Annotated in this window: 16 protein-coding genes; 5 read left to right on the forward strand and 11 right to left on the reverse strand. The window is 74.0% G+C overall.

Annotation, left to right across the window (positions count from 1 at the left end; translation table 11 throughout):
* The first annotated feature begins 12 nt into the window (after window positions 1-12).
* The 3 genes from dnaQ (at window position 13) to ASF18_RS12125 (ending at window position 2723) form a co-directional block, all read left to right on the forward strand.
* Window positions 13-738: a DNA polymerase III subunit epsilon gene (gene dnaQ / locus ASF18_RS12115; RefSeq protein WP_056218542.1), complete on the forward strand. Its 726-nt coding sequence runs from the start codon at window positions 13-15 to the stop codon at window positions 736-738.
* A gap of 144 nt (window positions 739-882) precedes the next feature.
* On the forward strand, window positions 883-1308 hold the full coding sequence (locus tag ASF18_RS12120; RefSeq protein ID WP_056218545.1) for a hypothetical protein: 426 nt from the start codon (window positions 883-885) through the stop codon (window positions 1306-1308).
* A 68-nt stretch (window positions 1309-1376) separates the two neighbouring features.
* The gene (locus tag ASF18_RS12125) at window positions 1377-2723 is read left to right on the forward strand and encodes a PHB depolymerase family esterase (protein WP_056351874.1); all 1347 of its coding nucleotides are present in this window, start codon (window positions 1377-1379) and stop codon (window positions 2721-2723) included.
* 12 nt (window positions 2724-2735) lie between these two features.
* Here the strand turns inward: ASF18_RS12125 and panC are convergent, their stop codons facing one another.
* The 11 genes from panC to ASF18_RS24265 all read right to left on the reverse strand — a co-directional run bounded on the left by panC (window position 2736) and on the right by ASF18_RS24265 (window position 12360).
* Window positions 2736-3593, reverse strand: coding sequence for a pantoate--beta-alanine ligase (gene panC / locus ASF18_RS12130; protein ID WP_056351877.1), 858 nt, complete (start codon window positions 3591-3593; stop codon window positions 2736-2738).
* Window positions 3594-3693: 100 nt separating this feature from the next.
* A complete protein-coding gene (locus ASF18_RS12135) occupies window positions 3694-4089 on the reverse strand; it encodes a hypothetical protein (protein ID WP_056351880.1) in 396 nt (131 codons plus the stop codon).
* A gap of 50 nt (window positions 4090-4139) precedes the next feature.
* Window positions 4140-5060 carry a class A beta-lactamase gene (gene bla / locus ASF18_RS12140; protein WP_056351883.1) on the reverse strand — a complete coding sequence of 307 codons (921 nt, stop codon included), beginning with the start codon at window positions 5058-5060 and terminating at the stop codon, window positions 4140-4142.
* The gene (locus tag ASF18_RS12145; protein WP_056351886.1) at window positions 5057-6397 is read right to left on the reverse strand and encodes a BatD family protein; all 1341 of its coding nucleotides are present in this window, start codon (window positions 6395-6397) and stop codon (window positions 5057-5059) included. The genes bla and ASF18_RS12145 overlap by 4 nt, the downstream gene beginning before the upstream one ends.
* Entirely contained in the window at window positions 6391-7299 is a 909-nt protein-coding gene (locus ASF18_RS12150) for a tetratricopeptide repeat protein (protein ID WP_056351889.1), read from the reverse strand. Before ASF18_RS12150 ends, ASF18_RS12145 begins: the two co-directional genes overlap by 7 nt.
* Window positions 7299-8228, reverse strand: coding sequence for a VWA domain-containing protein (locus ASF18_RS12155; protein WP_056276308.1), 930 nt, complete (start codon window positions 8226-8228; stop codon window positions 7299-7301). The genes ASF18_RS12150 and ASF18_RS12155 overlap by 1 nt, the downstream gene beginning before the upstream one ends.
* A complete protein-coding gene (locus ASF18_RS12160) occupies window positions 8225-9250 on the reverse strand; it encodes a VWA domain-containing protein (RefSeq protein ID WP_056351894.1) in 1026 nt (341 codons plus the stop codon). The genes ASF18_RS12155 and ASF18_RS12160 overlap by 4 nt, the downstream gene beginning before the upstream one ends.
* A 3-nt stretch (window positions 9251-9253) precedes the next feature.
* On the reverse strand, window positions 9254-9712 hold the full coding sequence (locus ASF18_RS12165) for a DUF4381 family protein (RefSeq protein ID WP_056351896.1): 459 nt from the start codon (window positions 9710-9712) through the stop codon (window positions 9254-9256).
* 42 nt (window positions 9713-9754) lie between these two features.
* Window positions 9755-10648 carry a DUF58 domain-containing protein gene (locus ASF18_RS12170; protein ID WP_244472719.1) on the reverse strand — a complete coding sequence of 298 codons (894 nt, stop codon included), beginning with the start codon at window positions 10646-10648 and terminating at the stop codon, window positions 9755-9757.
* Window positions 10649-10719: 71 nt separating this feature from the next.
* Complete coding sequence (locus ASF18_RS12175) at window positions 10720-11730, reverse strand: AAA family ATPase (protein WP_056218574.1); 1011 nt, start codon at window positions 11728-11730, stop codon at window positions 10720-10722.
* Between the two features lie 402 nt (window positions 11731-12132).
* Entirely contained in the window at window positions 12133-12360 is a 228-nt protein-coding gene (locus tag ASF18_RS24265; RefSeq protein WP_200917621.1) for a hypothetical protein, read from the reverse strand.
* Between the two features lie 141 nt (window positions 12361-12501).
* Here ASF18_RS24265 and ASF18_RS24270 point away from each other — a divergent pair, with 141 nt between their 5' ends.
* Together ASF18_RS24270 and ASF18_RS12190 are read left to right on the forward strand one after the other, a co-directional pair.
* A complete protein-coding gene (locus tag ASF18_RS24270; protein WP_056351901.1) occupies window positions 12502-13401 on the forward strand; it encodes an alpha/beta hydrolase in 900 nt (299 codons plus the stop codon).
* Window positions 13402-13756: 355 nt separating this feature from the next.
* The coding region (locus ASF18_RS12190; RefSeq protein ID WP_244472680.1) for a methyl-accepting chemotaxis protein at window positions 13757-15052 on the forward strand (1296 nt) is incomplete at its 3' end.

Raw genomic sequence — 15052 nt, forward strand, 5'->3', positions numbered from 1 at the left:
CAGGACCCTTCGATGCTGCGTGAGATCGTCCTCGACACCGAGACCACCGGCACGGATGCCAAGAACGGCGACCGCCTGATCGAGATCGGCTGCGTCGAATTGATCAACCACGTGCAGACGGGCAAGGTCTTCCACAAACTGGTGAATCCGACCCGGCCGGTTTCCCAGGGCGCCTTCGCGGTGCACGGCATCTCGGACGCCATGCTCGCCGACAAGCCGCTCTTCGCCGACATCGTCGACGAATTCCGCGACTTCTGCGGCGACTCGCCCCTGGTGATCCACAACGCGCCCTTCGACGTCGGCTTCCTCAACATGGAATACGCCCGCCTCGGCGCGGCGGCGCCCCCGCCCATCGACCTCGCCGACGTCGTCGACACCCTGCAGCTCGCCCGCCGCAAGCATACGGGGGCGGCCAACAACCTCGATGCCCTGTGTTCGCGCTACGGCATCGACACCACGCGGCGGACCAAGCACGGCGCGCTCCTCGACGCACAGATCCTGGCGGAGGTCTATGTCGAGCTCCTCGGCGGCAAGCAGACCAGCCTCGGGCTCGCCATGACGGAGGCCGAGGAGGTGGTGATCCTCGGCGATGGCGGCGAGGTCGTCCCGGTGGGGCCGCGCCCGCTGCGCCATCGGCTCAGCGAGGCCGAGCGCACCCGGCACGCGGCCTTCATCGCGACCCTCGGGGGCGGCGGTGCGGTCTGGCGCGATTATCTCGGCGAGGAGGAGACCGCCTGAAGGCCGGTCGAACCGATCCAGACCGGCGCGGATTGTTCGTTCCGTCCCGTCGCCGCCACGATGCTGCGACGCACGAGGCTCCTTATTGCATCGCAACAAAAGCCTCCCATATACCATCCCACTGGATGGTAACGGGAAGGTCCGATGCTCGATCTCGAGGATAAGCCCAGGGCGCCGATTCGGGTTGGCGACACCGAGAAGATCACGATCAATCTCGGCTACGTCGATCTCGGCCACATCGATCTTCTCGTGTCCGAGAGCGTCTACGCCAACCGGAGCGACTTCATCCGCACGGCCGTGCGCAACCAGATCGCGCGCCACGGCGACGTGACCCGGCAATCGGTGGCCCGCAAGGGCGTCGAACTCGGCCTGCGCCGCTACGACCGGGCCGAACTCGAGGCCGCGCGCGCCAGCGGCATCCGCCTCGACATCCGCGTCCTCGGGCTTGCCAGCATCGCGCCCGACGTCACCCCGGAACTGGCCCGCGAGGTCATCGCGTCGATCGAGGTCATGGGAAGCCTGCAGGCGACTCCGGCCGTGAAGGCGGCCCTCGCCGACCGCCTCCTCTGACAATCTCCAAAAACCGCGTTCCCGACCTCGCATGGTTCGACCCGTCGTCGAGCCGGAAAGCGAACCCCATGACCGACCCTTCGAACCGGATGCAGGACCGCCTCGCCGACATGATGGAGGCGACGCGCCTCACGGCAGCCGGACGCCTGCAGGACGCGACGGACCTGCTGCAACGCGGCTTCGCCGGCACGCCCCCCCGTTCCGCGGCCGACCACGGCGCTCCGGCGCCCCAGCCCCACACCATCGATCTCGTGGCCGAGCGCGTCGAGACCGGCCCGGCGGCCAAGCCGGAATCCAAACCCGCGTTCCAGACCGAGTCCCCGTCGGGTTCGGCCGCCGCCGAGGAGGCGCGCCTCGCCGCGATCCTCCCCGAGAAGCTGCGCAAGGTCGTGGAAACGGTGACGCGGGGCATCGCCCCGGTGCTCGGGGGCCTCGGCAAGGCCGGTCCCGGCGGGGCGACCCCCTCCGGCCTCGTCGGCAATCTCGGCACTCTCGTCTCGGGCCTGGCCGGCGGTCTCGGCCCGTCGGGCTTGAACCAAGCTCGTGCGCCCCTCACCGAGGGCGGCAGCTTCACGGAGCACAGCTTTTCCAACGCGGCCGGGGCACGGGACTACAAGCTGTTCGTCCCCAGCGACGCCCGTGCCGACCTGCCCCTGGTGGTGATGCTGCACGGCTGTACCCAGTCGCCGGACGATTTCGCCGCCGGCACCGGCATGAACGCCCGCGCGGAGGCGGAGGGCTTCCTCGTGGCCTACCCGGCCCAGAGCGGGCGCGCCAACGGCCAGCGCTGCTGGAACTGGTTCCAGCCCGGCGACCAGGGCCGGGATTCCGGCGAGGCGGGGATCATCGCCGGGCTGACCCGCGCGCTCATCGCCGAGCATCGAGTCGATCCGACCCGGGTCTACATCGCCGGCCTGTCGGCGGGCGGTGCGGCGGCGGTGAACATCGCCCGGGCCTATCCCGACCTCTACGCGGCGGTGGGCATCCATTCCGGCCTCGCGGCGGGCTGTGCCCGCGACGTCTCGACCGCCCTCACGGTGATGCGCCTCGGCCCCGTGGCCGCTGCCGACGGCGCGGTCTCCACGGTGCGGGTGCCCACCATCGTGTTCCACGGGGAGAGCGACGGCACCGTGAACCCCCGCAACGGCGAGCAGGCGCTGGCCCAGGCCGGCATCGACGGGCTGACGCCCGAGGCGGCGGAGGCGGTAAGCCCGGGCGGCCTGCCCTACACCCGCACCCGCTACGCCGATGCGGACGGCCGGGTCGCGGTGGAGGGCTGGATCGTGCGCGGCCTCGGCCACGCCTGGTCCGGCGGAAGCCCGGCCGGCAGCTACACCGATCCGCGCGGGCCCGACGCGACGCGGGCGATGCTCGATTTCTTCCGGGCCAATCCCCTCGCGGCGGGACGGGCCTGAACGTCCGGTGGTTCAACCCACCGCGACGTTGTCGATGAGGCGCGTGCGGCCGAGATAGGCCGCCGCCAGCACCCGGGCCGGCCGCGTGGCGTGCTCCACCGGCGCCAGCGTCTCGGCATCGCGGACCTCGAGATACTGCACGGGCTCGAAGCCCGCCGCCGCCAGCGCGGCCCGGCCTCCCTCGACCAGGGGGCCGGCGCTTCCGCCGGCCGCGAGGCCTGCGGCGATCTCGGACAGGACGGCGTGGAGGCGCGGTGCGCGCACCCGCTCCTCTGGGGCGAGGTAGCGGTTGCGCGACGACAGAGCGAGGCCATCCGCCTCCCGCAGGGTGGGGACGCCCTGGATCTCCACGGGCAGGTCGAGGTCGCGCACGGCGCGGCGGATCACCAGGAGCTGCTGGTAGTCCTTCTCGCCGAACAGCGCGCAGTCGGGCTGGACCTGGTTGAGCAGTTTGGTCACCACCGTGGCGACGCCCGAGAAGTGACCCGGCCGATAGGCGCCGCACAGGCCCTCGGTGAGGCCGCCCACCTCGATCCGGGTCGAGAAGTGCTCGGGGTACATCCCGGAGACTTCCGGCAGGTAGGCGGCATCGACCCCCGCCTCCGCCAGCAGGGCGAGGTCGGTCTCGGTGTCGCGGGGATAGCGCGAAAAATCCTCGTTCGGGCCGAACTGGGTCGGATTGACGAAGATGCTCGCCACGACGCGCCGACCGAGGCTGCGCGCCCGCGCCATCAGGGCGAGGTGGCCGGCATGGAGCGCGCCCATCGTCGGCACCAGCACCACCCGCTCGTCGGCCCGGCGCCAGGCGGCGACCGTGGCGCGCAGGGGGGCGACGGACGTGAACCGGAGCAGGGAGACGGGATCGGACATCGGCGGCTCGTCCTCGGCAAGGTCTTCGGCAGGGTCTCGTGGACGCGGATCGCATCCCGGCGCGAGACCTAATCGCCCCGCCGCCGGGACGCCAGACGCCTCAGGGACAATAGGGCCGCAGGGGCCGGCCGTAGGGATCGTCGACCCCGAGGGGCGGGGTGAAGCCGTAATAGCTCGGCTTGCCGAGGCCGTAGGCCGAGCCGACATAGCTCGGGTCGCCGGGGGAATCGGTGGGGATGGGTACCTGCCGCGGGATGCAGCCGGCCAGCCGGCGGCGCGGCACCGGTGCGTGGTGAGCCACGCCACCCTCCTCCTCCGCCCGCGGGAAGTAGCGCGGCAGGCCCTCGGGCTCCGCCCCGTAGCCCTCCACCGCGCGCCCGGGGGTCGGGAAGGCGAGGCCGCCGAGATCTGCTGAGCCGGCGGGGGCTGCCGTCAATCCGGCCAGGAGCACGAGCCCCGCCCCGCCCCGTCTGATCGCCACACCGCCACACCGCATCGGGTCCACTCCTCGCGGGACGACCGTGTCAGGCAGGCGTGAACCGAGTGTTAACCATAGGTCGCCGCGATGACCCGGCCGATCGCCGCATGGGCCGCGTCGCGGGCCTCGCTCGTGGTGTCCGACCCCGTGAGGTAGATGGCCGCCACCAGGGGCGCCCGGGCCGGCGGGCGCAGGAGCGCCACCACATTGGCGGTGCTGTAGGCCCCGCTGCCGGTCTTGTCGCCGACGCCCCAATCGGCCGGAAGCCCCGCCCGCAGGCGCTTCGTTCCGGTGCGGGAGGCCGTCATCCAGCCCTCGAGCCGGGCGCGACTGGCCTCCGTCAGCGACGGCCCGAGCAGGATCTTCCCGACGGTCGCTGCCATCGCGGCGGGCCGGGTGGTGTCGCGGGGATCGCCGGGCACGGCCGAGTTCAAGTCGGGTTCGGTCCGATCGAGCCGGGTCACCGGGTCGCCGAGGTCCCGGCCATAGGCGGTCAGGGCCGCGGGACCGCCGAGGGCGGCGAGCAGGAGGTTGGCGGCGGTGTTGTCGCTCCAGACCAGGGCGGCGGCGCACAGAGCCTCCACGGACATCGCCCCGGCCTCCGGTCCGCCCGCCCTCAGGGCGCGCGTGGTGACGGGGGCGTAGGTGTCGAGGTCGGCCTCTCCGTAGGCGAGGCGCCGGTCGAGCCGTTCGCGCCCCGCCTCGACCCGGGCCAGGATCGCGGCGGCGAGGAGCAGCTTGAAGGTGCTGCAGAGCGGGAAGGCGCCCTCGGCGTCGTGCAGCAGGGCGGGGCCGCCGCCCGTGTCGAGGACCGCGATCCCGGCCCGGCCGCCGAGGTCGCCGGCGATCCGCGCCAACGCCGCACCGGCCTCGGCGAACCGGTCCTGGGGGCCTGGATCGGTCTCGTGGCCCTTGCCCTGACCCTGGGCCGTGCTCAGCAGGGGCAGGAGGGCCCCCGCCCCGAGGAGGGTCCGTCGCGTCAGGCTCATGCGGTTCCGGTCGATGGGTCTCGGATGGGTCTTGGCGAGGTCAGGGCCCGGCCGTCGAGGGGCGCGAGGCGCGAGGGGGCCGCCGTCGGCTGCGCTCCCGCAGCGATCGGCCGGCTCAGGGCCCGGGCGAGGCCGGGCAGGTCGGGGGCTGCGACGGTGCCGGGGCCGTAGAGGTGGGAATCTAGGGCATCGAGGCCTGCGGCGACCTCCGGCCGGGCCCGCCAGGCCCGCGCGAGGTCGGGCTGCTCCGTGAGGACGGGGTGGAGATGCGCGCGGAAGGCCCGCGCGTCCCGGGCCGAGGCGGCGCGGCCGAGCGCCCGGCGCGTCCGCGCGTCGAGACGCCGGCGTCCCGAACGCCCGCCGCTGCCGAAGCCGAGCAGGGCGAGGCCGAGGCCGAAGGCGCCGAGGGCGGCCGTCGCCACCACGAGGGGGGAGGCCGGCAGGACGGGTTTCGCCTCGTCGTCCCTGTCGGGCAGGCCGCCGCCGATCTGGCGGGCGGGGATCTCGGCCTCGCGCAGGGTGCGCGAGACGGTGTCGAACCACGGGATGACGATCGCGTCGAGGGGGATGATCTCCTCGATCGCGGGGCGCACGTCCCACTGGTAGGTCGCCCGCGCCACCGGGCCGGCGGGGGTGATGATCGTCTCGCGGGTCACCGGCCCGGCGAAGGTGAGGATGCCGCGCGTGCGCATCACCGGGCGGGGCGGCAGCCCCTCGGCGACCATGCCCTGGGCCTCCAGGGTGACGATGCGCCGTGTGGTCTCGCCGAGCTTCACCGTCTCGGGGTCGGGGCTCCAGGAATCCGTGATCGTCACGTCCTTGGCCGGGAGCCACCAGGGCTCCTTGGCGTCGGGCCCGCCCACCGGCTTCGTCCAGGTGGCGACGGGCAGGGTCACCGGAGCCGAGGGCACGTCGACGACGACCCGCTTGCCGCCGTCGTTGACGGTGAGGCGATGCAGGAACGGATCGATGGTGAAGTCGCCCGGATGGTGCGGGAAGATCGCCACCACCCGGTCGAAGGCGATGGCCACCTGCCCGTCGGGCAGGCGGGTTTTCGACCAGGCGTCGCGGCCGAGCTGCGTCCAGCTGAAATTGGCCAGCGACGGCTGGATCACCTCCTCCAGCAGGATCGGCTGGCGGTAGACCCCGTGGATGCGCAGCAGCACCATCTCGCGGGAGAACGGATCGGCGTTGCCGTTGCGCTCCGGCGTCACCGTGAGGGTGAGGTCGCCGGGACCGATCTCGGCCCGGGCCGGGAGGGGCGCGAGGAGGAAGGCGGCGAGGCCGGCCGCGAGGACGCCCCGCCGGTTTCGAAACGCGGACCGATCGCTCACCATGGATTGCTCCCGCCGGGCACCGCCGTGCCGGCCTCGACCCGGGCCGCCTGCTCCGCCTTCAGACGCAGCTTGAGATAGCGTCCCGGATCGTCCGGCAGGGTCTGCAGCCAGAGGCGGTCGGGGCGGATCTCGTGGGCCTCGAAGCTCTTCGTCACTCGGCGCACCTCCCGCTCGGGGGCCATCGCGACCATGGCGGAGCCCGCCCCGGTGCGGCCGCGCCCCGCCGCGTCGCTGGCCGAGCCGCGGGCCTCGCCCTTGCCGGAATCCGCCGAGACCTGCTCGGCCTTGCCGCGCCGGGCCACCTTGCTGTTGCCCGGGGTCGAGGAGGAGGTGCCGCCCTCCTTGTTTCCGGCCAGACCCTCCCCGCTGGAGGTGGCTTGGGTGTCGTCGTTGGGGTCCTGGTTCGCGGTCTTGTTGTAGCGCGCGCCCACCGTGGCGGTGGCGTTGGCCACGCCCCCGCCCTTGCCGGGATCGCCGGCGCCCTCGTCCACGAGGCGGGCGATCAGCGAGCGGTTGGCCTGTGCGTCGGCGTCGCGGGGGTTGTACTGGAGGGCGGCGTCGTAGGCGTCCAGCGCCCCCTGCAGGTCGCCGGATTTCGCGAGCGCGTTGCCGAGGTTGTAGGCGTTGCGCCGGCCGCCGTTGCGGAAGAGGGCGGCGGCTTCCGTGTAGCGCCCGGCCTGGTAGAGGGCCGGGCCGCGCCAGGCCGGGTCGTCGAGCACCCAGGCGGCGGCCCCGGGCAGGCCGGCCCCCAGCAGGGCGCGGCCAAGGCTGGTGCGGGGCTGAGCCGTTGCTGTCAGGGCCAGGATGCCGGCGCCCGCGAGCCCCAGGGCGGCGAGGCGTGCCCAGCGGGTCCAGTCGCGGGGGAGGGCGGGCAGGCGGTCGGACAGGACACCGAGGGCCATCAGGCGCTCCTGCGGAACAGGACGAGGGCGGGCAGCAGGGCCAGCAGCACGAGCCAGCGCCCGAGATCGGCGAAGGCCAGCACGGTGTAGCCCCCGGCGGCGAGGTGCTGGGCGGTGCTGGCGCCCACCGCGTCGAGCACCGGGGCGGGGCTGTCGAGGAGGGCGAAGCGGCCCGCCCCCGCGTCGGTCAGGCGCTCGAGGGCGCCCCGGTCGGGCTTGGGAGAGCCCGCCGGCAGGCCGGGTCCGGCGGGCACGAAGAGCCCGTGCAGGTGCCAGCCTTTGGCACGGATCGCGGCGGCCTCGCGCAGGGCCGCGTCGCCGATGCCGTCGCCGTCGGTGACGAGGACGACGTCGCCCGCGATCACGCCGGCCTCCGCGAGGGTGCGGCGGGCCAGGGCGAGGCCGCGCTCGGGATGGGTGCCCCGGTCCGGCACGGTGTCGCCGTCCAGGGCGAACAGGGTGGAGGACAGGGCATCCCGGTCGGTGGTGGGCGGGGCGGCGAGATAGGCGTCGCCCGCATAGACCACCACGGCGACGCTGCGGGTGCCGGCGGCCTCGGCCACCGCCTGCGCCACCTGGCGCACGTCCTTGAGGTGGCCGCCCTCCGCGATGGAGCGCGACAGGTCGCATACCACCACGGTCGCGTCGAGGTTGCGGAAGGTGGCGGCGTCCGGGCGCTCCACCGCCGGGCCGGTGAGAGCCAGGGCGACGAGCCCGGCCGCGAGCGCCGCGGCGAGGTTCGCCTGCCGGCGTCCGCCGAGCACCGCCCCGCGCCGGGCGAGCAGCGCCATCAGGCCGGGATCGACGGCCCGGGTCCAATCGCCGAGGGGCGCCGAGCGCCAGGCGGCGCGCAGCGCCAGGGCGGCCACGACGGGAATCGCCACCAGCCACCAGGGCCGCAGGACCGCCAGGGTGTCGAGGAGACTCATGCGATCCGCCGCGACGCGAGGAGGGCGGCCGCCGCCAGGAAGGCGAGGGCGGCGGGCCAGGGCCAGAGGTCCTTGCGCAGGGGCACCGGCGGCGCCTTGGCGCGCCCGCCCTCGATCGCGTCGATGGCGTCCGCCATGGCGATGAGGTCGTCGGTGGTCTTCACGCGGAACATCCGGCCGCCGGTGAGATCCGCGATCTCGCGCAGGGTCTCGGTGTCGACGACGTCCTGCTCGCCGTCGGCGTCGGAGAGGTCGCGGGGCCCGAGCGCGATGGTGTGGACCCGGACGCCGAGCTCCTTGGCGAGGCCGGCCACGTCCCGGGGCGTGGTCTGGCCGGCATTGTTGGCGCCGTCCGTCATCAGGATCACCACCTTGGCGGTGGCCACCGGCGCGCCCTCGGCCTCCGGTCCCGCCGGGGTCAGGCGCTTGAGGGCGAGGCCCAGGCCGTCGCCGATGCCGGTGGAGCGCCCGACGAGGCCGATGGTCGCCTCGTCGAGGGCGCGGGCGACGGTGGCGGTGTCGAAGCTCGGGCTCGCGGCGACGTAGGATTCGTTGGCGAAGATGACGAGACCGATGCGGTCGCCGGCCCGGCGGCGGATGAAGTCGGTGCCGACGCGCTTGACCGCGGCGAGCCGGGTCACGGTCTGCCCGTCCAGGGCGAAGTCGCGCCGCTCCATCGAACCCGAGAGGTCCATCACCAGCATGATCTCGCGGCCCGAGGCCGGCAGGGCGGTGGCCGGCAGGACGAGGCGCGGTCCGGCGAGGGCGACCACCAGGGCCGCCCACAGGGTCCAGACCAGGAGGGTGCGGCCGCGGCCGCGGGCCGCCACGCTGTCGCCCCGCGCGGCCTCGGCCACCAGGGAGGGGGGGACCCGCAGGGCGCCGCTCGCCCCGACCCGCTCGGGCGGCATCAGCCGGGCCGCCAGGAGCGGCAGGGGCAGGAGCAGCAGGGCATAGGGGCTCGCGAGGTCGAAGGCCGAGGCGAGGGCGGTGAGCCAGTGCGGCCAAAATTCCGTCAGCATGGCTCAGGCCCCGATCCGGGCGAAGAGCCGCGCCAGCTCGGCATCCACCGGGCCGGGCTCGGACGCGCCGCGCCGGTAGAGCCCCTCGACGAAGATCCGGCCCGCGCCGGCGCTGAAGAAGGTCGTGGCGAAGAGCCGGTCGAGGGCGGCGGCCCAGGCGTCGCCCTGCGCGTCGGCCGCGGCGTCGCCCTGGAGGGTGCGGGCGAGGCGGCGCAGGAGCTGCGCCTGCGCCACCCGGCGGCGCTCCGGCGGCAGGGCGTTGGCGGCGGCGAGGTCGGCCAGGGCCGCGCGCCGGACCGAACCGCGCCGGCGCGCCCGCAACAGGCGCAGCAGGCCGAGGACGAGGGCCGCCGTGAAGCCCAGGGCGATGGCGAGCATCACCGCCCCCTGCGCCCCGCCGGTCTCGGCGGGCAGGTGCAGGCCGCGCAGCTGGTCGAGGCCGGGCGGAGCGTCGGGCGTCACCGGGCCCCTCCCTGTCGGCTTGGTACCCGAGAGCTTGGCGCCCTACAGCATCGCATCGAGGCGCTCCATCAGCGGCGCGTAGGCCTCCGGGCCGGCCTCGACGTCGAGGCGCAGGCCCTCGATGCCGCGCTGGGCGTAGGCGACGAGGCGGGCATCGGTGCCCGGGGAGGCCCGGTCGGTCCGGCTCGCCTGCACGGTGCCGCGCCGGCCGTCCGGCGTGGCGAAGGGGTAGAAGCCCGGCGGCCGGGCCCGCTCGAAAGCGTCGCTCACGAGGACGAGGCGGATCGACAGGCGCTCGGCCATGATCGTCAGGAGGGGATCGAAATCCGGGCCCGGCGCGTCGAGGGCGCTGCCGATGACGAGGTGACCGCCCGAGGGCAGCAGGCTCTGGGCCAGGGTCAGGGCCGGCGCGAGGGGCGGATCCGCGGCGGATCCGTCGGCCAGGGCCCGGGCGTGGGCCAGGGCCAGGGCGCCGGTGAGGGCGGTCATCGCCCGCTCGCCGCCGGCCGGGCGGACCACCACGGGCTCGCCGGCCCCCGCCGCCACGAGGCCGATGCGGCCGCCGTCGCCGACGATGCGCCAGCCGAGCAGGACCAGGGCCTCGGCCGCCGCCACCGAGCGCAGGGCGCGGCGGGTGCCGAAGAGCATGGAGGGCCGGACGTCGACGAGGAGCACCACGGCACGGTCGCGCTCGTCGTGATGGGTGCGCACGTGCAGGATGCCGGTGCGGGCGGTGGCGTTGCGGTCGATGTGCCGGCGGTCGTCGCCCTCGGACCAGAGGCGCACGTCGTCCGGCTCGGAGCCGCGCCCGCGCCGACGGGTCACGATCCCGCCGGGCAGGCCCGCCAGCGTCCGGGTGGCCGGCCCGGAGCCGCGCCGGGCGAGGTGGCGCAGGCCCATCAGCGCCTCGCCCGAGAGGTGGATGCCCGGCGCCATCAGCGGGTCGGTGGCCGGCAGGGCGGCGGCTGCTGCGGCTTGGGCCGGGCTCGGCACGGTCATGGTCGCGCTCAGAGGGCCCGCACCCGCTGGACGAGGCCGCGGATGATGCCCCGGGCCGTCTGACCCTCGGCGGCGGCGCGCCAGGTCAGGCCGATGCGGTGGGCGAGGGCGTCGGCGGCGAGGTCCGCCACGTCCTCCGGGATGACGTGGTCGCGGCCGTGCAGATAGGCCCGCGCCTTGCCGGCGAGCATCAGCGCCAGGGTGCCGCGCGGGGAAGCCGGGTGCTCGATGGCGGCGCGCAGGTCGGGGGCCGCCGCGTCGGTGCGGGTGCCGGCGACCAGCCGCACGAGGTAGTCCTTGAGGGCCGGGGAGACGTAGACGTTGAGGGCGGCCTCCCGGGCGGCCCGGATCTCCGCCACGGAGAGCCGCACCGGCATCGCCTCGGCGTGGTGGTTCAATTCGCCCTCGACGAGGTCGAGGATGCGGCGCTCGGCGGCCTCGTCCGGCATCTCCACCAGGACATGGAGGAGGAAGCGGTCGAGCTGCGCCTCGGGCAGCGGGAAGGTGCCCGCGTGCTCGATCGGGTTCTGGGTCGCCACCACCATGAACGGGTCGGGCAGCGCATGGGTGTGGCCCGAGACCGTGATCTGACCCTCGGCCATGGCCTCGAGCAGGGCCGACTGCACCTTCGGCGGCGCGCGGTTCACCTCGTCGACGAGGACGAGGGAGTGGAACAGGGGGCCGGGCAGGAACTCGAAGTCGCCGGCATCCTGGCGCCACACGGTGGTGCCGGTCAGGTCGGCGGGCATCAGGTCGGGGGTGCACTGGATGCGGGCGAAGCTGCCGTCGAGCCCGTCCGACAGGCGCTTGACCGCGCGGGTCTTGGCGAGGCCGGGGGCGCCCTCGATGAGGAGGTGGCCGCCGGTGAGGAGGCCGATGAGGAGGCGCTCGACCATCGCGTCGGCGCCGATGAGCCCGTGCAGGAGGCCCTCGCGGAGCGCGAGGATGCGGCCGCGCAGGGCGGCGTCCACGGGCGGAGCGCCGGTCGCCGGCCGTTCGGCGAGGGCCGCGCCGCTCATGCGGAGGGGCTCGCGCCGGCCGGCCGGAGCGCCCGGATCGTCGATGGGGCAAGTCTCTGCAGGGCAAGCCTCTGCAGGGCAAGCCTCTGCAGGGCAAGTCTCTGCAGGGCAAGTCTCTGCAAGGCAGGACTCTGCGGAACAGGACTCTGCGGAGCAGGAACGGTGGGCCGGTCCATGCGCGTCTCCTCGGTGATCTTTTTTGGGTCGGATTCTTGCGCGATCCGCCTCCTTCGGGTGTGCCCGCTGCGCGGGGCGGGCGTCAATCCCGCCCCGGCATCCGCGAGGCCGCAGGGCACGGGCCGGGTCACCCGGTCCGGACACAACTCTGCGGGCGCGGCCTCGTTTTCGCGTGCCGCCTCGTCTTCGACCACGGCCTCGGCGGGAGACGTCGTCCGGTCCGGCTCAGAGCTTCTTCGACATCGGGGCCGCGCCGTGTCCGGCCATGCCCGCGCAGCAGCAGGCGGCCTTCTTGGTCCGGGACGGCTTCATGGCGCCCGCCCGCATGTCCATCTTGCCTTGGCCGCACATCATGCCGGCGCCGCCTCCGCAGCACCCGGCGGCCTGGGCGGGAACGAGGCTGGCCAGGGCGAGGCCGGCGGCCAGGGCGAGGGCGGTCACACACGTGTGCATCGGGAAAATCCTGCTGAGGAGGGCGGATGGGGCGGATCTAGTCGGAAAATCGCCCGCTTCCAGCCGAAGCGACCCTGTCCGCGATTGCGAACCGGCGCCCGGCCCCGTGCGTTCCCCCGGCCCCTGCCGGAGGCGCCGCCCGTGACCACCGATCTCTTCCCCCGCTTCGCCGCCCCTTGGATCGACATCCCGGCCGGCCGCTTCTTCGCCCGCATCGGCGGGCCGGAGGACGGGAGGCCGGTGCTGCTCCTCCACGGCTTCCCGCAGAGCCACGCCTGCTGGCACCGGATCGCGCCGGCCCTCGCCGAGCGCCATCGGGTGATCTGCCTCGACCTCAAGGGCTACGGCTGGTCCGCCGCGCCGGAGGGCGACCCGCGCCACGAGGCCTACGCCAAGCGGACCCTCGCGGCCGAGGTGGTGGCGGTGATGGAATCCCTGGGCCACGTCCACTTCGCCCTGGTCGGTCACGACCGGGGTGCGCGCATCGGCTACCGCCTCGCCCTCGACGAGCCCGGGCGGATCGCCCGGCTGGCCCTCCTCGACATCCTGCCGACCCTGGTCCAGTGGGAGCGGATCGAGGCCAACCCGCGCAAGCCCTCGCACTGGCACTTCCTGGCGGAGGCCGCCCCGGGGCCGGAGCAGGCCATCGGTCGCGACCCGGACGCCTATTTCGAGGGGCTGCTGCGCGACTGGAGCGGGGACAAGTCCCTCAAGGCCTTCGCCCCCGCCGCCCTGCATCTCTACCGGCAGGCCTGGGGCGTGCCCGAGCGCATCCACGCCTTCTGCGAGGATTACCGGGCGGGGGCCACCCGCGACCGGGACGCCGATCTCGCGGACCTCGCCGCCGGGCGTCGGCTGGCCTGCCCGACCCTGATCCTCACCGGCGACAGCTATCTCGACCGTGAGCCCGAGACGCCGCTCGCCGCCTGGCAGCGCACCTTCGCGCCGGGCGCCGTCGCCGCCGAGGTCACGTCCGGCCATTTCCTGGCCGAAGAGAACCCCGCCGCGACCCTGGCGGCCCTGCAATCCTTTCTGGGGTGAGCGGGCGAGGCAGCCGACAGAGCGTCAGATCCGCCCGCACCGGAGCTTCACGCGTGTGATCCTCGCGCGCGTTCGGACGGTATTTCCGTCGCTGTCGAAGACCGAGGGCAGGGTTTCGAGCAATTGGTTCGCCGCGACGCTCCGGCAGGCCTCAGAGCGAGATGGATAAGGGATCATCGCCCCGGATCGGAAAACTTCGGAATACAACCAAGTTGCCGCAAGACTTCCATCAGTTGCAGAAAAATTCGCATACGTTAATCATTGTTTCAGCGCCGTATCACAGAAACGTGAGCACGACGCCGCGTCCCTGAGAGACCGATCAAGGTCCTGCGCCGGCGCCGGTCGCGGGGGCCTCATGCGCACGTTCAACAACCTCAAGCTTCTGGGAAAGCTCGCCGTCCCGAGCCTGATCCTCATCCTCGTGGCCGTCGGACTGGTGGTCCTGGCGCGGGCCAACCTCGACACCCTCGGGCGGAACACGACCCAGATCGTCGATGTCCGCGCCGCCCGGCTTTCCCTGGCCCAGCAACTGGCCCTGGCCGTGGACGAGGCGGTGATCGCCGAGAAGAACACCATCATCGAGACCGACGCCGCGCTGATGCAGCAGGACTTCGCCCATTACCAGGCGAGCCGGAAAGCCGCCCTCGAGGCCAGCGACCGCCTGCTCGCCCTGGCCGACACGCCGGAGCGCCGCGGCATCCTGCAGCGCGTCCGCGGCGAGCTGGAGGCGTTCTTCGCCACCGCCGACCGCTCCATCGCCCTCGGCCTGCGCAACGAGAACGCGGCGGCCGCCCAGATCTCGAAGCAGGAGGTCCGCCCGGCCCGGCTCACGATCGCCCGGAGCGTGGCGGCCCGCGTCGCCGCGAACCTGCGCGACCTCGAGATCGCCAAGCAGGCGGCGGCCGAAACGGCCGAGAGCGCCACGCGCACCCTCATCGTCACCGCCACCCTGGGCCTCGGCGTCGCGGTCGGCCTGCTCGCGCTGATCACCCTCTACGGCGTCACCCGCCCGCTCGCCGCCATGACGGCGGCGATGGGCCGGCTCGCGGCCGGCGACCTCGCCGTGACGGTCTCGGGCACCGAGCGGCGGGACGAGGTCGGTCTCCTGGCCCGCGCGCTCCAGGTCTTCAAGGACAACGCCCTGGAGGCCCGGCGCCTCGCCGAGGTGCAGGCGGCCGAGGACGCCGCCAAGATGCGCCGGGCCCAGCGTCTCGACGCCCTGACCCAGGCCTTCGAGGGCAACGTCTCGATCCTGACCCAGGGGCTGGCGGGCGCCGCCACCGAGATGGAGGCCACGGCCCAGTCGATGAGCAGCGTCGCCGCCCAGACCAACCAGCAGACCGTGATCGTCGCGGGGGCGGCCGAGGAGACCTCCGCCAACGTCCAGACGGTGGCCGCGGCCAGCGAGGAGATGTCGGCCTCGGTGCAGGAGATCGTGAGCCAGGTCAGCCTGTCGGCCCGCATCGCCGACCAGGCGGTGGAGAACGCCCAGCGCACCGACGCCACCGTGCGCCGCCTCGCCGGCACCACCGAGCGCATCGGCGCCTTCGTCGAGGTGATCTCCAGCATCGCCGCGCAGACCAATCTCCTGGCGCTCAACGCCACCATCGAGGCGGCGCGGGCCGGCGAGGCCGGCCGCGGCTTCGCCGTC

Origin of the sequence: Methylobacterium sp. Leaf89 (assembly GCF_001422215.1) — a bacterium.
GTDB lineage: Bacteria > Pseudomonadota > Alphaproteobacteria > Rhizobiales > Beijerinckiaceae > Methylobacterium.

Excerpts from the sequence above, each read along its gene's own strand:
- bla (WP_056351883.1), bottom strand. The coding sequence starts at position 5,060 with ATGAGCCTGACGCGACGGACCCTCCTCGGGGCGGGGGCCCTCCTGCCC.
- ASF18_RS24265 (WP_200917621.1), bottom strand. The coding sequence starts at position 12,360 with ATGCACACGTGTGTGACCGCCCTCGCCCTGGCCGCCGGCCTCGCCCTG.
- ASF18_RS12175 (WP_056218574.1), bottom strand. The coding sequence starts at position 11,730 with ATGAGCGGCGCGGCCCTCGCCGAACGGCCGGCGACCGGCGCTCCGCCC.
- ASF18_RS12150 (WP_056351889.1), bottom strand. The coding sequence starts at position 7,299 with ATGGCCCTCGGTGTCCTGTCCGACCGCCTGCCCGCCCTCCCCCGCGAC.
- panC (WP_056351877.1), bottom strand. The coding sequence starts at position 3,593 with ATGTCCGATCCCGTCTCCCTGCTCCGGTTCACGTCCGTCGCCCCCCTG.
- dnaQ (WP_056218542.1), top strand. The coding sequence starts at position 13 with ATGCTGCGTGAGATCGTCCTCGACACCGAGACCACCGGCACGGATGCC.
- ASF18_RS12155 (WP_056276308.1), bottom strand. The coding sequence starts at position 8,228 with ATGAGTCTCCTCGACACCCTGGCGGTCCTGCGGCCCTGGTGGCTGGTG.
- ASF18_RS12125 (WP_056351874.1), top strand. The coding sequence starts at position 1,377 with ATGACCGACCCTTCGAACCGGATGCAGGACCGCCTCGCCGACATGATG.
- ASF18_RS12135 (WP_056351880.1), bottom strand. The coding sequence starts at position 4,089 with ATGCGGTGTGGCGGTGTGGCGATCAGACGGGGCGGGGCGGGGCTCGTG.
- ASF18_RS12160 (WP_056351894.1), bottom strand. The coding sequence starts at position 9,250 with ATGCTGACGGAATTTTGGCCGCACTGGCTCACCGCCCTCGCCTCGGCC.
- ASF18_RS12145 (WP_056351886.1), bottom strand. The coding sequence starts at position 6,397 with ATGGTGAGCGATCGGTCCGCGTTTCGAAACCGGCGGGGCGTCCTCGCG.
- ASF18_RS12170 (WP_244472719.1), bottom strand. The coding sequence starts at position 10,648 with ATGGCGCCGGGCATCCACCTCTCGGGCGAGGCGCTGATGGGCCTGCGC.
- ASF18_RS12120 (WP_056218545.1), top strand. The coding sequence starts at position 883 with ATGCTCGATCTCGAGGATAAGCCCAGGGCGCCGATTCGGGTTGGCGAC.